Below are 17090 nucleotides of genomic sequence, written 5' to 3'. Positions count from 1 at the left end.
GATAACTAAAATAGCGCAATTCTTTTGGCATCTATTTAAACAAAAAAGCAACACATTTATGTATTGCTTATCTATGATATGGTGGAAGTGACGGGAGTCGAACCCGTGTCCGCACAATGAACTTATACTATCACTTTTTTACAGTTTAGATTTTTTCTATTAATACAAATTAACTAAAAAATTCAAAAAATTAATTTATATAAAGCTTTTAATAAAAAGTAAATCGACAAGCTTTAAAACATATTTACTTTTACCTCTAAGCCATTTTAATAATTTGAGGCAAAATTATTAAAACACTTGCTGCTAATTCTTAAGCAAAAGCAAGATTTGATTGGTAAGCATTTGCCATTGCAAATGCAGGAAGTTCATTAACTTCGTTTGCTTTTTCTTCGTTTGCGATTCTAAAGCCTAGAAGCATTAAGGTCTGCCAAACCACTGATGATAATATAATCCAAGGCACGTCGAAACCATTACACCCCCAATTAATAACATTATTATAATTAAATTTTAAAAATATATAAAATAAGACTATGACAAAAGATTTAATTTTTTTATTAGAGAATTGCTACTATGTTTTAGAACAAAAAAAAGATTATATTGCTATTCCTAAATTTAAAATTTATGATGATGAAAGCGTTGCTCTTTATTTAACCAATAAATCTAATGATTTGATAAATAATAATTTTGAAAAGGCTATTCGTAGCAAACAAAATTCAAAATCAGTTTTTGAATACAGTAATAATATTTCTAAAATGAAATTTAAAAATTCTGAAGTAAATAAAAAAATGTTATTTTTAAATTTATCAAAAAATGAAGAAAATCACGAATTAGTTCTTCCTTTCTTGTTTGAATCAATAAATAATAATTTTGTAAACAATATCTCATTACAAAAGTCCATTAATAAAGTTTTAAATAATTCAAACAATGAAATAAAAGTAATGATTTTAAGTAATTTAAATAATAAATTAAAGTTCATAATTAATAAATTTAATGACATTTATAAATTAGTAGAGATTTTTCAAAAACAAGCTAATAACAAAAAACAAAATATCTCCGAAATAAAAAATTTGGTTGAAAATTTATTTTATGATTTACAAAATGATTCAACTGACTTTTTAAATGAAAATTTCGATTTATTTAATAACCTTTTATCAAGATTTTTAATTTATTTTAAAAAAGAAACTAATGGACAAGTTTTAAGTGATAAATTAGTTAAAAATTTTCACAAACAACGTTTAAATTATTTTAAATTGCTAAATAAAAACGATAAGAATACAGTTTTAAATAAATATCAAATCAGAGATTTAAATAATTTAAATGAGGAATTAAAAAAAGAATTTAAAAGTAAATTAAATCTTACTCATAACCGCCTTAACTACATTAGTAGTTGATATGAAAAAGCTTTATGAAATTATCATAAATTGATGAGTCTTTATTCTAAAAAAAGCTTTCAGTTTCAATATTTATTAAAATTGAAAGTAATTACAAAATATGTTTTAAAAATTTTAAAAAGAAATAAAAGAGTGATCGAATTACTGAATGAAAGTAGCTTAATTGCAATTAAAAAAGACTTAGATATTCAGATCCGTTTATTTTTAGTGAATAATTTAACTTTTATCAATGAAAAAGACAAGATTAATGAAAGAAAACTTAACATAATTGTTGAAAATGAATTTGAATTTAATATTCAATCCTATATTAAAAATTCAGATAATAATTATGATAGATACTTTAATTTGATTAAAGAAAATAAACAGAGAATTAATGAATTAAAAAAAGATGAAAAAATTAAATTTTTTCAGAAAAAATATGAAAAAGAAATCAAAGAAGTGCAAAATCAAATTAATTTCATTGAAATGGAACATTTTTGAAGACAAAAAAGAATTAAAAATGACTTTTTTGTCTTATTAAAAGATAGTAAATTTTCAATTAAAAAATTGCAGAATTCTTTAAATGTCGTAAAAAACATTAAATATTTTGTAAGTAAAACAGTTCAAAATTTAAAAAGAAAAAACAAATTGACCTATAGAGAGTTAGAAGATAATCAAGTAATTGAATTTTTAGAAAAAATTCGCAATTTAATTGAAACTTTAAGCAAATTTTTAATTTTTGACAAACTCTTGATTGATATTTGTTTGCAAAATTCATTGCCTTCAAGAAAACAAATTTCTAAAATCTTACAAATTGTTCAATTAGTAAAGATTATTAACGATATTTCTCTACCTGTAAAATCTCTACTTTCAGAAATATCTGAACTTTCATATGTAAATGCACAAAAAATTAATTTTTTATCAAGCATTGTTGAAAATCCCAAAGTAATTTTCTTAATTGATAATATTTATAATAATAATGATGTAGGAAAAAGTGAATTTCTTAAAAATATTAAAAATTATTGTGTAGCCCAAAAAATTGCTTTTGTTTTTATAACCGATAATTTTAATTTGATAAATCAAACTGGTTTTGATTATCTTTACGTAATGAGTAATCATAAGGTAATTGAAACAGGAACCTTAAATGATTTGATTAATGATCCTATTAATCCGTATTTAAAACATCTTTTTAAAAATTTGGATAATTCAAATTCAAGTTTTCTGGTTGAAAATAATAACGATGATAAAAATAATTATTTGTTTAATGAAATTTATGATATTTCTGAAACTCATAAAGTGTTTGCCGAACCTAACCAAATTAAAAAGTGAGTTAATAATGCTGTTGAAATTGAAGAAAAAACTTCTATTTTTAATTTAGAAAATTCTCAAGAGGGAACTATTGAAAATAGAATTAATGATTTAATTCCATTTAATGAAAATAAAGAAGTTTTGATTACCAAACTCAATAAAAAACAAATGAATAGAATTCTTAAGGCTAAAAAAGTGCAAAATAATTAATAAATGGCACAAATAATACCACAAATAATTTAAAAATAAACATTAAAAGCCTTAAATGCTAATTTATAACTAATTAAAATATATAATATAAATAATTGTATATTTTAATTTTTTTATTTTCTTTTGGAGGCATATGAAAATCATTGAAAAAAATTACATTCCACAAAATTTTGAAAAAGAAATTAGTCAAAAATGAAAAAATTCAAAGGTTTTTAGTACTCATAAAAATTACAAAAAACCTTTCACAATTTTACTTCCGCCTCCAAATGTTACCGGAATGTTACATATTGGGCATGCTTTAGATACTTATTTACAAGATAGTATTATTCGTTATAAAAAATTAGCTGATTATGATGTTTTTTATATTGCTGGAATGGACCATGCGGGAATAGCAACTCAAAGTAAAGTTGAAAGTGTTATATATAAACAAGAAGGTTTAACCAGACACGATTTAGGTCGTGATAAATTTATTCAGAGAGTTTGAGATTGAAAAGAAGAATATGCTAATAAGTTTAGAGAACAATGACAAGCTTTAGGTTTAGGTTTAGATTACGATAGAGAACGTTTTACTTTGGATAATGAATCAAATGAAGCAGTAAATAAAGTCTTTATTGAACTATACAATAGGGGATTAATTTATCGTGATACTAAAGCGATTAATTGAGATCCGGTTTTAAAAACTGCTGTTTCAAATATCGAAGTTATTAATAAACCAACTGAACAAGAAATGTTGTATATAAAGTATCCAATTCAAAATTCTGATGAATACTTAATTGTTGCTACCGTTAGACCTGAGACAATGCTTTCTGATGTTGCCTTAATTTATAATCCAAATGATTTAAGATATCAACAATATGCAGATGTAAAAGTTGAACATCCATTAACCAAAAAAATTATTAAATTAATTCCGGACGAGTACGTTGATTTGAATTTTGGTACTGGGTTAATGAAATTATCTGCTCATGCTGAAATTGATATTGATTTAATTAAAAAATATAATTTAGAAATTCATGAAACTATTGATGTTGATGGCTTAATTAATGAACCTTCTTCTCAATTCCATGGTTTGTCTAGAGAAGAAGCACGAAAAGCTATTAAAGAATTTTTATTAAACAACAATCTAATTGAAAAAATTGAAACTACTGTTTCTAATGTTGGTTATTCAGAACGTTCAAATGCTCCTGTCGAAACTTTAGTTATGAAACAATGATTTGTTAAAATGGATTCTTTAGCTCAAAAAATTCTTAATGACATGGACAATCGAAACGGTGTTAAATTTTATCCTCCTCGTTTTAAAGAAGTGTTAAAAACTTGAATGAATAATATTCGCGATTGAAACATTAGTCGTCAATTATGATGAGGGCATCAAATCCCCGCTTGATACAAAGATGACGAAATTAAAGTACAGGTTGAATCTCCTGGCGACGGATGAATTCAAGATTCGGATGTTTTAGATACATGATTTAGCAGTGGGATTGCACCTTTTTCATTTTTAGGTTGACCAAGTAAAACCAAATTATTAAAAAAATATTATCCAACTTCATTGTTAGTAACTGGTTCTGATTTAGTCTTCTTCTGAGTTGCAAGAATGTATTTCTTTGGTTTAGAATTTATGAAAGAAATCCCTTTCAAAAAAGTCTTATATCATGGTTTAGTAAGAGATAGTCAAGGTAGAAAGATGTCTAAATCTTTAAATAATGGAGTTGATCCAATTACTTTAATTAATGAATATGGTTCAGATGCCTTAAGATGATATTTAATTACAAATTCAACTCCAGGTCAAGATATTAACTTCAATATTGAAGGAGTTAAAAAAGCCTGAAATTTAAATAATAAAATTTGAAATATTGCTCGCTATATTCAAATGTTACCTGATGATCAAAACAATGAAAATCAAGCTGATTTATGAATTCACAATAATTTAGTCAAATTGCATCAAAAAATCAAAAAAGCAATGCAAAATTATGAGACTACAATTATTGGTGCAGAAATTGAAAAATTTATTTATAACTTATTCTCTTCTTCATATGTCGAATTATTAAAAGTCAAGGCTAATAAAAAAGCAGCTTTAGCTAATTTACAAAAATTATTATTTATTATTCATCCATTTTTACCTTTTATTAGCGACTACATTCATCAAAATATTTTTGGTAAAGAAATTTTAAGTTTAAATAGTCAAAAAATTGGCTTAACCAAAAAAGTTGAAAATGTTACTAATATTGATTTATTAATTGAATTAATTTATGCATTAAGAAAATACCGTGAAGTTAATAACATTAATAAAAAAGAAGTTATTAACTTTTGAGTTGAACATGAATTGAATGAATATGAATTAGATGTTATTATGAAATTAGCAAATGCTGAACTTAAACAAAATAACGACTTTTTAGTAACTGAAAATGCACTGCAAATTTATATTCAAACAAGCAACGAATTAAAACAGAAATATTTGGATATATTAAAGGAAAAAATTGATTTCACTAAAAAAGAGATCGCTAGAGCTGAAAATATGTTAAATAATCCTAATTTTGTTGCTAAAGCTCCTGAATCAAAAATTATGCTTGAAAAGCAAAAATTAGCAATGCATAGAGAAAATTTGGTTGCTTATGAAAATGAATTAGAAAATAAAAAATAGGGGAAATATGAAAATTTTAGATGGTAAAAAAATTGCTTTAATGGAAACAATGGAATTAAAAAAAGAATTTGATTTCATTTCTTCACAACTTAAACGTTCTCCTGTTTTAACAATTGTTCAAGTTGGAGATAATGAATCATCTTCGCGTTATGTTTCTTACAAAATTAAAAAGGGACAAGAATTAGTTGTTGATGTTAGATTAAAAAAATTTGATGCCAACATTAAATACGAAGCCTTATTAAGAAAAATAGAGAAAATTAATGATGAATCTGATGGTGTAATTGTTCAATTACCTTTACCCGAAGGTGATTTAAAAGTCAAAACTCAAGTTATTTTAGATAGCATACCACCAATTAAAGATATCGATGGCTTATGTAATAGAAATTCTTTTCTTTTTTACAATGACAAAAAAGAATTTCATTTAGTTCCTGCTACTGCTTTGGCAATTGATAGATTATTAAAACATTACCAAATTGGTCTTGATAATCACAAAATTGGAGTGGTAGGTCGCTCTAATTTAGTAGGGAAACCTATTGCACATATGTTAAAAAGTTCAAAAGCTTTTGTTCAAACATACAATCGTAATTCAGGAATTAAAGGTGTTGAATCAGCTGATTTAGTAATTGTAGCAGCTGGTAGTCCTGGTTTAATTAAAAAAGAGAATTTAAAACCTGATTCAATTGTAATTGATGTAGGGGCCACTTGAGTTCCTAATGAAGAAGGTACTTTAAGCATTAAGGGTGATGTTGATACAACAGATTTAGATAATCACATTCAAGCTATTGCTCCAGTTCCAGGCGGAGTTGGTCCTTTAACAGTTGTTTATTTATTCAAAAATTTAGCAAAAACAATTGAACATAAAAATCATATTAAGTATGAAATGCCTATAGAATAGGCATTTATTATTTTAGGAGTGAATATGTCACAATTTTTAGATTTACTTAATCAAAAAGTAAAAAGTCTTAGTCCAAAAAGAATAGTTTTAATTGATGGTGAAGATGAAAGAAGTTGAGAAGCAACTAAATTATTAGAAAATTATCCAAACTTAGAAATTACTTTATTGACTGAAAAACCAATAAAAAATAATTCAAAAGCTAAAGTAATTAATATTTTAGAAAATTCACAAGAATTAGAAAAATATGCAAAAGCATATTATGAATTAAGAGCGGCTAAAGATTTACAAAAAAATAAACCTATCGTGGAAACTATGGAAATGGCTCTTGAATTAATGAAACAAAAACCTTTCTATGCAATGATGATGCTTTATTTAAATGAAGTTGATGGTGTTGTCGGAGGTTTAAATTATCCGACTGCTGATATTTTAAGAGCTGCTTTTAAAGTAATTGGTCCTCAAAAAGGTATTAAAACTATTTCTTCTGTGATGATTATGCATAAAGAAGAAAATACCTATTTCTTCAGCGATATTTCAGTAAATCCAAGTCCAGATCAAAATGGTTTGAAAGACATTGCTTTAAATACTGCGAAATTTGTTGAAGGATTTGATATTGATCCCAAAGTTGCATTTTTAAGTTTTTCAACTTCACAAAGTGCAATAACCCCAAATACTCAAATGGTTAATTTAGCAACTCAAGATTTTAATAAAGAATATCAAGGCAAAACTAAAGCAATTGGTGAAGTTCAATTAGATGCTGCAATTGATTTAGGCGTAAGAAAAAGCAAATATAAGGGCGAAAGTTTTGATGCACCTGCTAATGTGCTAATTTTTCCAAATCTTGAAGCAGGTAATATTGGATATAAATTAGTGCAAAGATTTGCAAATTATGGTGCTATCGGGCCAATTATTACTGGAATAGCTCGTCCAGTTAATGATTTATCAAGGGGCGCAAAAGTAAATGATATTGTGGAAACTGTCTTAATCACAGCAATTCAAGCACAATAAATTAAGGAGAAATTATGAATAATCAAAAATTATTAGTTGTAAATTCAGGAAGCAGTTCTATTAAAATTCAACTTTTTAATAAACAAGATCTTTCAGTTATCGCTTCTGGACTAGCTGAAAGAATTACTTCACCAGATGGTCAAATTGAAATTAAATTCAATGGTGAAAAATTTACTAGAATTAATGTGATGCCTAATCATAAGGTGGCAGTTGAAGAATTATTAGATTTTATGGAAGAAATTAATTTGGTTAATAATCCACAAGAAATTGAAATTATTGGTTTTAGAGTCGTGCATGGAGGAACTTATTTTAAACACAGCACCATTTTAGATAATGAGGCTATTAATTTAATTGACAAATGTAGCATTTATGCACCATTACACAATCCAGGTGCATTACAAGCTATTAATGCTTTTAAAGAAGTTATGCCACATGCTAAATTGTCTGCGACTTTTGATACTACTTTCCATACTACAATTCCAGATTTAAACGCTATCTATCCAATTCCTTATGAATGAACTAAAGAATATGGTATTAGAAGATATGGGGCACATGGAATTAGTCATAATTACATTACTTTGAAATTAGCTGAAATTTTAAATAAAGAAAAAGTAAATTTAATTTCAATGCATATTGGTTCTGGAGCTTCAATTGCAGCTGTAGAAAATAGTCAATCAATTGATACTTCAATGGGACTTACTCCACTTGCTGGTATTATGATGGGTACACGTTCAGGAGACATTGATCCTTCTATTATTGAATTTGTGTCGCGTCAAACTGGAATGGATGTTTTTGAAATAACTAATATTTTAAATAAAAAATCAGGTTTATTAGGTGTATCACAACTTTCAAATGATACAAGAGATATCGATAAAGCAATTCATGAAGGCAATCAACAAGCTCAATTTGCTTTTGATCTTTATGTACAAAAAATTGTTGATTATGTTGCTAATTATGCAAATAAAGTTCCTAATTTAGATGCGCTTGTTTTCACCGCTGGAGTTGGTGAAAATTCTCCTGAATTAAGAAGCGCAGTAGTAAATAAATTAAAATTTGCTAACATCAAATTAGACGAAGATAAAAACAAAGAAAGAGTTGGGCAATTCGCTTTAATTTCAGCTCCTGATAGTGAAATTAAAGTTTATGTAATCAGAACTAATGAAGAACTTCTAATTGCTCAAAATGCTCTAGAATTATTTAATTAATGGAAAAAGTTGCTATTTATCCCGGTTCATTTGATCCATTGCATAAAGGACATATTTCTGTAATTCAAAAAGCTTTAAAACTTTTTGATAAATTGATTGTAGTTGTATCAATCAATCCAGATAAAGATAATTTAATAAACATTGAAGAAAGATATCAAACTATAAAAAATCAATTAGCTTCATTTAAAAATGTGGAAGTATTATTAAACCGAAATCAATTAATTGGTGAATTAAGCAAAGATTTAAATGTGCAATTTTTAGTAAGATCTGCTCGTAATCAAATAGATTATGATTACGAACTAGATTTAGCTAGTGGTCATCATACTATAAATCCAGATTTAGAAACCATTTTAATAATTCCAGATTATGAGATGTTAGGCGTTAGTTCAACTTTAGAAAGGCATTTAAAAAGTCTGAAAAAATAATGTGAAAATTTGATAAGTCTGTTAATTCTAAATCTGATTTTATTCACGCACCAAGCACTCAAGTGTGTTTTTGAGGCCGTTCTAATGTTGGTAAATCATCCTTAATTAACTCTATAACTGGACAAAATATCTCGTTTGTATCTAAGAATCCTGGTCGTACTAAAATGGTGAATTATTTTAAAGACAATAATGATAAATATTTAGTAGATTTGCCTGGTTATGGTTATGCAAAAATGTCAAAAAATGAATTGAATCATATGATGAATTTGACATTAAGTTACTTAAATTCCAATCAATGTCCGAAGCATTTATTTTTATTAATTGATTCACGAACTGGTATAACTAAAATTGATTTTGAAATGATTAATTTAATCAATTCTCATTTATTGAATTTAACTGCTTCATTGGTTTATACTAAAAGCGATAAATTAAATCAAAAGGAAAGAGCTGCTTTGATTAAACAGCATAATCAATATATAGATCAATCAATTTTAAATAAGTTTGAAAGTGTATTTTTTGTATCTTCTAAAACCGGAAGAGGAATGGAAGATTTAGTTATAGAAATTGAAAATATTTTGTATGAGGATAACAATAATTAAATAAAGGAATAATATGAAAAAATATAAACTCAATGTAATGCTGGGCTCAATTGTTGCAATTGCTGGTTTATCAGCTATTGCAACAGTAAGTACCATTGCTTATTTAAAAAGAAACCAAAATACTTCTGCAGAAGAAGAGTTAAAATTATATGAATTTGTTGCGACTAACAATTTAAATAAAGATGTTTTACCAAGCACTTATTCATATGCTTCATACGATATTCCTTATTCTTCAGAACAAAGGGATCCGGATTTAAAATATAATTCAAACACTGATAAAGGTTTTTGAGCATATCAACTTGAACTTAATCCCAATACTTCTGCTTATAAAACTAATAATTTTGATCCTCTTTTTAATTTAAAAACTAAAAATAATGCTCCAATTGATTTGTTAAAAGACAAATACAATATTTACTATCATTCTTATGCAAATAACATAAATGGAACTTTATTTTTAAAAGTTTCTCTTGAAGATAAAAATACCCCTTCTGATACTATTTCAGAAAGAATGAAAACTTGAAAATCATTTGTTTATAAAATTGATGGTTTTAAAACTTTAAGCCAAATACCAAATGAAGAACTAGATAATCCTGCTGTTCCCAATTGAAATTTCAGTGCTACTACCACTTTAAATATTGATTTTAGCAATGATAGATTAACTTCAGTTAATGATTTATTAAACAATTTAAATCAAAATCAAATTGCGCAACCTGATAGTACAGCAACTGTTGAAACTTGAGCTTCATATAAAAATCAAGTTAAAGAAGCTTGAGATAAAACTAATAAATATTTATCGTTTGCAACTAAAGAATCTGGCAATCAATCATACTATATGTTAGATAAAAATAGACCAGTTTGATTTAGTGCAGTGGAAAATTCAACAATGATAAAAATTCATTATTATGTGAAAAAATTTGTCCCAATTGCTTCTATTGATAATTTAAATGCAATTAGCGAAATTGAATTAAATCAAATTTATAGCCAAAATATCAACATTAATTATGCACAATTAAAAGAAATTGCTTCTAAAATTAAAGTTATTCCATTTAATAATGCTAATTTAACTAACGATATTCCTTATGGAGATAATTTTATTTTTGTTAATAGCACTACAAGTTCAAACCCTCGGCACAACACATATGGTGGATATTATGAAAAATTAGATCTAATTTTTGATAATACTTTAACCAATATTAATAATTATGAATTAAAATTTTATAAATATAATCCTGAAACAGGTGGTACTAAAGCTGATGATAAATATCCAAATACACCTTTAGTTTCTTATGATGCTCAAACTGGCCAAGCTAAGTTTGCTTACATTTTAAAACTAAAAAACAGTAGCCCAATTAATGGAATTGGTGAGTTTATTGGTGTAGTCACAGCTGATGCCCAATTTAAAATAGAAAATAATGCCTAGGCATTATTTTTAATGCGAAATAACGGAGAAAGAGATTTTATGAAATTAACCGAAAAAAGAAGTAAATTAGTTGTTACTATTGGACCTTCAACTGACAACTACGAAGTTTTAAAAACTTTAATTTTAGCTGGAGCAACATGTATTAGAGCTAATTTTAGTCATGGTACTTATGAAGAGCAAAAGAAAAAATTTGATTTAGGTAAACAATTATCTAAAGATTTACACGTTCCTATTTCTTTAATGCTTGATACTAAAGGGCCAGAAATTAGAATTGGCAAAATGAAAAATGGAATTCAAGAAATTCAGCCAAATAGTGAAATTACCATTTTAACTGATAGCGAATCTTTTGCTAATTTAGAAGGTGAGCCAAATAAATTAAGTGTCTCATATGATATGTCTCAAGATGTAAAAGTAGGAGACACAGTACTATTTGATGATGGTAAATTAACTTCAAAAGTTATTGATGTAAAACCTGGAATTGTGATAGTAAGAACAGTAAATGGTCACAACTTAAAAACTAATAAAAGAATTAATTTACCTGGTGTAGATTTTACCTTGCCATTTTTAAGTGAAAAAGATGTTAGAGATGTCCTTTTTGGAATCGAAAACGAAATTAATTATGTTGCTGCTTCTTTTGTAAATTCAGCTGAAAATGTACATTCATTAAGAAAATTATTAAATGACAATGGCGGTAGTCATATCCAAATTATTTCAAAAATTGAAAGCCGTCTTGGTATTGACAATATTGATGAAATTATTGAAGCAAGTGATGGAATTATGGTGGCTCGTGGTGATTTAGGTTTAGAAATAGATTATTATGATGTACCATATTACGAAAAAATGCTTATTCGTAAATGTCGTGAAGCAGGTAAACCAGTTATTGTAGCAACTCAAATGTTAGACTCAATGGAAAATAATCCACATCCTACTCGTGCTGAAGTAACTGATGTTTATTATGCGACTGAATTAGGTGCTGATTCAACTATGCTTTCTGGAGAATCTGCGACCGGAAAATATCCATTATTAGCAGTTGAAACAATGGCTACAATCAATAAACGTGCTGAAAAAGAATTTTATGATGAATATTATTACAATATTCAATTAGAAGAAGTAAGAAGAAATTCAGATCCTAATTCTAAAAGAGCTAAAATTGCTTATAAAGTTGCAAACTGAACTAGACTAGGCGAATATAAATTTGCAGTTGTTTTATCAAGAACTGGACAATTACTTAAAGAGGTTGCTAAATTTAGACCAAATACAACTATTGTTGGTGTAGTAAATGATTCAAAATTATTAGGTGAATTTGGTGTAATTAGTTCTGTTTGAATGTCATTAGACTCATTGGAACTTTTTGAAAAAATTAGATTAGACAAACATGAAGCAGTTAAAGCTTTATTACCTTATGGATTAGAAAAAGGTGATAAATTCTTAGTTGTGCAAAATGATTTAGTTTATGAATTTTCATATGAATAATAAAAAACGTTGAAATTAATTTTCAACGTTTTTTTCTTAAAATCCTTCGCTAAATAAAGCTGTTGTTTTTGTGCCGTCTGTAAAACCTGTTTTATAAATTTGTCTCAAGTTCTCTCTGTATGATTTAGTTTGTTTAGGATATAGATTTTTATTTGTTGCATCAATTAAATTATAAGCATACATTTTTTGATTAGTATTTTCGCCACTTACAGCAAAATCTCCAGCTTGAATTAATGGAGCGAAAGTGGCGTTTTTAAGTAAATCGCCAAAAGCTGCTGAAGCTTGCACACCATTATAAATACCTATAATTTGGCCAAATTCATTATAAACTACTGAGCCAGATGCTCCAAAATATAATGAAGAAAACTTAATATTGTAGTTATTTCCGTAAAAACTTAATAATGGTCTATTTCATACTTTTGCATAAACCTGAACATTATTATTTACAACTTTGGCTTCTGTGTCATTGGTTGCATAACTAAAGGCATCTTTATTATTTGGACTTCTTAAATATGTAGTTAAGTTTTCATCATTTCTTTCAGTTGGATTATTTTGCATTCAATAAGTTTCTCTATTGGTATTTCTTGGATATCCACCAATATAAACATCTTTGGCATTATAAAGAGCAAATTCATTATAAGCTTGATAATATGAATTATTAGCTAATAAATTGCTTGATTTAGACATATAATCAACTGTAAAGAATGGTAAATCACTAGTTTTGTGATTTGGTAAATTTCTCTGTTTGTTTCTTAAAATGTATTGATCTAAAGCATTTTTTGCATTTGTAATTCATTCTCTTAAAGTTTGATCATTGGTATTGTCTAAATCAATATCAAAGGCAAAAATACCAAAATCAGTGTAATAAGGAATGTAATCAAGTGTATTTAGATAGTTAATTTTTTTAGTTTTTGCACTTGCTTCATCACTATTAATTAATTCCTTATATTTTTCTTTATATTCATTAACTTTAGCTAAATCATAAATTGATTTATCCATGAAATCTATACCAGCAAAAATGATTTGTGGATTAGACATTGCACCACTTGTACTACTTTTATAAACTGTCGAACCACCTTTAGCTTGTTTATACCTATCATAAGAATTATTTGGAATTGCATCAAAATTACTTGGTCTGTTTTGCGTTTTACCAATTGCAAAACTATGCACTGAACCATTTAGCGGCTCTTTATAATTTAATTTTGTTAACAATTCTTCACTTAATGTATTACCGAAATAGTCTAAAACGTGCATATTGGTTGCCATAAATAATTTATAGCGATTAGAATTTGCATACTGATGATAATCAATTAATCAAGCAGTTCCTTGGCTAATATCACCTATGACGTTATTGCCATTGGCACTTGGTTCATTTCAACTATATTTAAAACTAAAAGTTAAGTCATAAATTTCACTATAAATATCACTTGGATTTAACTTAGTGAAATTCGAAACATACGATGGATAACTATGAGCTGCAGCGTCATAAGTAGGGAAAGTTGGGAATACTGGTGGAGGAGTTGGTTGATTATTACCACCATTTTCAGTATCAGGATTTGAAGGTTCTGGATTAGGGCTTGGATCTACTGGCGGATTTGGTTCCGCTGGATGTTCTGGATTTTCAATAGTTTTATCAATTTCGTCTTTAACTTCAGTTATATTGAGTTTAGATTTTGCTTTTAATAAAACTAGTTTTTCATAATTGTTCTCAATTTTTTTAATAATTTTTTTAACTTCGCTTCTTATTGTAATTTGTTCAGCAGTTAATTTTGCAATTCTACTTTCGTTTTCTTTTAAATTTTCATTACTTGTTTTATAGTCTTGTTTAGTTCTTTCTTGTGCTTGTTCATCGGCTATTAAAGTTTCATTTAATTTAATAATTTTTTTAAAAATTTCATTAATTTTTGCTTTTTCTGAAGTATAGTTTTCAGCTTCTAAATTAATTTTAATTTTTAATTGAGCGATAAGCTTATTTTCTTGTTCATTCGGATAAAGTCTTGGTAATTGGGCAAATAATTCTTGACGTTTATTTTCATTTGTTTGAATAATAAAAATCTTTTTTTCAATTGTATCTTTTAATAAGCTTCATTCTTTTTTAATTGAACTCTGATCTTCAATTAATTGAGGTAGCAATTCTTCATTACTTTTGTAATTAGTCAACAAATCATCAATTTGTTGTCTTAAATTTAAATTTTCATTATTTAATTCGTTTATAACTGCATAATTAGAATTTGTATCAGAAGATTTTTTTATATTGCTATCTTTAACTTCATTAAAACATGCAACTGTTAAAGTTGTTAAACCTAAAGTTGGTAAAAGTAAAACAATTTTTTTCTTAAGTTTCATATTTTAACCTTTAAATTGATATTCTTCTGGAACTATATTTAAGCCATTTTTAAATAATTTAGTTTTAAAAGTAGAACCATATTTTTCAAGCATTTTTTCACGATATGATGTACGTTGACCTGCGGCTGAACCATAAATTAAATCATATTTTGCTAAGTTGTACTTACCATATTGACCTTGATAATTATGTCCATTTGATCTTAATGATTGAGTAATAGCAACAAGTGAATTTCCTTGTGCATCTCCTATTGCATAAGATAAACCTAAAATATTATTTTTAATATCACGCACTGAACTTCCTGAACCACCACCCATTGGTTGTCATGAAGTTAAAATATAACCTAATCCATAGTTAAGATATAAATTGTTTTGATATGAAGCATTTTTTTCTTTGAAATTGTTTACACTAAAACCTGAATTAGTTTCTTGATTAATTAATGGTGAAGTAATCATAATGTCAGTAATACCAGGCATATTAACAAAGTTTCTATAAACTAATGATTTTGATAAACTATTACCATATTGTACAGTTCCCTTAGTTAAATCAATTGATTTATTGGTTCATAAACTTGATGTAAACATTTTTGAATATTTTTCTTCATCGTTTAATTGGTTATCATCTAATTGATTATCACTATCTGATTGAGGAAAACCGACTGCAACAAAGTTTAAATTAAGTCTGCTGGTTGTTATAGTTCGATCCCCATCTTGAATTTCAACAGTTTCATTAGCTAATTCATTATATTTTTCCAAAAGATCGAAATTAGCTGGTTTAGATTGTTTAGAAGCTTCTAAATTTGCATAACCAGAAGTAATTCTTTGTGCCAATTCATTTACACTATTAACTTTAGTAGTTCTTTGTTCATTGCCAAAAACTGTTGCATACTCTATCTTAGTTGGATCTTGTTTACTAAAATCAATTTCTAAAACAGCAAAATCTGCCATTTCTTCTAACGGTGCTAAATTTGAATTTGCCACATACGCATTAGGACTTTCATTTAAGAAATTAACTCCAGCATAAACAATATTAACTTGTTCAGGTTTTAAAGTCACTGATTCTACATTAGCATCAAATTTAGTCATTTTTAAATTACTATTTAAAGGAGTATTTTCAGTAAAATGAGAAATTGTGATTGCTTGAGTTTGACCCATAATTTTATTTTTAATTTTAGTTAAATTTGTTTTTGCTCTATCATAAGCTACTGCTCTTGGATTATCTAAAGAAATTTCAATTTTTTTTGCCAAAGCAATTGTGTCTGGATGATTTTCACCCTTTTCTCTCTTAGATTGTTCATATTGCTTTTCAATTTCTTTTCACTCATTGGCTAATTGTTGTTCAAGATTATGTGCTTCTTTTAATTCATTATATTCTTGTTCTAATAATGGTTCGTTGGTATATGCATCGGTTGCAGTAGCTGGTTTAACTAAACTTAAAGCAACGTGTAAGTTAGTTGCTAAATATCATTTAGTTGGATAACCATTAGAATCCAATGCATAATCTAGAATTCAAGAAGTTCCTAAAAATTGTTTATTCCCACCAATATTTGCAACTAATTGACTGTCATTATTGATTAAGTTATTGCTATTTGAAAAAGCAATTGAATATGTTTCTACCGCTGCTTGTTTGTATAAATCATTTGATAAATATCTTGCTCTTCCTCTATCGCCAGGGGTTGAATTGTATCAAGCTCTTTTTTTACTTCCTCTAATTGGATTTAATTCTAATTTCTGATTTTCATTAGGTAATGAAAAGTTTTTAGCAAAGGCATCAATATAATATGGTTGATAAGTTGTTTCTGATTGTTTGTTGAAAGCATTAATTACATTTGGGATAGTACTTTTTAATTCTTTGTATTTTTCATCAACAAAGAATTTACCATCTGTGGTTCTCTTATCGCTTAATTGTTCAATTAATTCATTAAAATATTGAGCTTCATATTTGGTATATTCATTGATAATATTTTTATTTTGAGGAGTAATTTTGTAAATTAGAGCATTAGCACTCAAACTTAATCTGTTTCATGGTTGATTTGGATCAGTAGGATTCACAGGATCTGTTGGATTAGTTGGCTTATCAGGATTGGGTTCTTCTTTTTTGCTGTCTTTATTAAAGCAACTTGTCGCAATTAAAATAGGCAAAATGTTAATATTTGATATTAAAAAAGGTAAAAATTTATTTTTTTTCTTCATAGTTCTCTT

Annotated in this window: 11 protein-coding genes and 1 other RNA gene; 9 read left to right on the top strand and 3 right to left on the bottom strand. The window is 26.8% G+C overall.

The features are described from left to right. Positions 1–79: 79 nt before the first annotated feature. Positions 80–480, bottom strand: a transfer-messenger RNA (tmRNA) gene (ssrA, locus tag Q346_RS04100). 50 nt (positions 481–530) lie between these two features. On the opposite strand from ssrA, the gene Q346_RS0102300 reads away from it, so the two are divergent. The 9 genes from Q346_RS0102300 to pyk all read left to right on the top strand — a co-directional run bounded on the left by Q346_RS0102300 (position 531) and on the right by pyk (position 12545). Further along, positions 531–2888: an MAG1360 family OppF-related protein gene (locus tag Q346_RS0102300; protein ID WP_027332896.1), complete on the top strand. Its 2358-nt coding sequence runs from the start codon at positions 531–533 to the stop codon at positions 2886–2888. A 133-nt stretch (positions 2889–3021) separates the two neighbouring features. Then, positions 3022–5523, top strand: coding sequence for a valine--tRNA ligase (locus Q346_RS0102295; protein WP_027332895.1), 2502 nt, complete (start codon positions 3022–3024; stop codon positions 5521–5523). Between the two features lie 7 nt (positions 5524–5530). Continuing rightward, a complete protein-coding gene (locus tag Q346_RS0102290; protein ID WP_027332894.1) occupies positions 5531–6418 on the top strand; it encodes a bifunctional 5,10-methylenetetrahydrofolate dehydrogenase/5,10-methenyltetrahydrofolate cyclohydrolase in 888 nt (295 codons plus the stop codon). 24 nt (positions 6419–6442) lie between these two features. Beyond that, the gene (locus Q346_RS0102285; protein ID WP_027332893.1) at positions 6443–7423 is read left to right on the top strand and encodes a phosphotransacetylase; all 981 of its coding nucleotides are present in this window, start codon (positions 6443–6445) and stop codon (positions 7421–7423) included. 14 nt (positions 7424–7437) lie between these two features. Beyond that, entirely contained in the window at positions 7438–8628 is a 1191-nt protein-coding gene (locus Q346_RS0102280) for an acetate/propionate family kinase (RefSeq protein WP_027332892.1), read from the top strand. After that, on the top strand, positions 8628–9053 hold the full coding sequence (gene coaD, locus Q346_RS0102275) for a pantetheine-phosphate adenylyltransferase (protein WP_027332891.1): 426 nt from the start codon (positions 8628–8630) through the stop codon (positions 9051–9053). The genes Q346_RS0102280 and coaD overlap by 1 nt, the downstream gene beginning before the upstream one ends. After that, a complete protein-coding gene (gene yihA, locus Q346_RS0102270; RefSeq protein WP_027332890.1) occupies positions 9053–9652 on the top strand; it encodes a ribosome biogenesis GTP-binding protein YihA/YsxC in 600 nt (199 codons plus the stop codon). Before coaD ends, yihA begins: the two co-directional genes overlap by 1 nt. A gap of 13 nt (positions 9653–9665) precedes the next feature. Then, positions 9666–11072 (top strand): MAG1430 family protein, encoded by a 1407-nt coding sequence (locus tag Q346_RS0102265; protein ID WP_027332889.1) that lies wholly within the window; start codon positions 9666–9668, stop codon positions 11070–11072. Between the two features lie 39 nt (positions 11073–11111). After that, positions 11112–12545 (top strand): pyruvate kinase, encoded by a 1434-nt coding sequence (pyk, locus tag Q346_RS0102260; RefSeq protein ID WP_027332888.1) that lies wholly within the window; start codon positions 11112–11114, stop codon positions 12543–12545. A 36-nt stretch (positions 12546–12581) separates the two neighbouring features. Here pyk and Q346_RS04025 read toward each other — a convergent pair whose 3' ends face one another. Further along, entirely contained in the window at positions 12582–14891 is a 2310-nt protein-coding gene (locus Q346_RS04025; protein ID WP_051521794.1) for an MIP family Ig-specific serine endopeptidase, read from the bottom strand. Between the two features lie 3 nt (positions 14892–14894). Continuing rightward, positions 14895–17081 (bottom strand): Ig-specific serine endopeptidase MIP, encoded by a 2187-nt coding sequence (gene mip, locus Q346_RS0102250; protein WP_027332887.1) that lies wholly within the window; start codon positions 17079–17081, stop codon positions 14895–14897. Between the last annotated feature and the right edge of the window lie 9 nt (positions 17082–17090).

It is taken from the genome of Mycoplasmopsis gallinarum DSM 19816, assembly GCF_000621085.1.
GTDB lineage: Bacteria > Bacillota_I > Bacilli_A > Mycoplasmatales > Metamycoplasmataceae > Mycoplasmopsis > Mycoplasmopsis gallinarum.
Note: the sequence above shows the minus strand (reverse complement) of the source record. Positions and strands in the feature narration are given on the sequence as shown.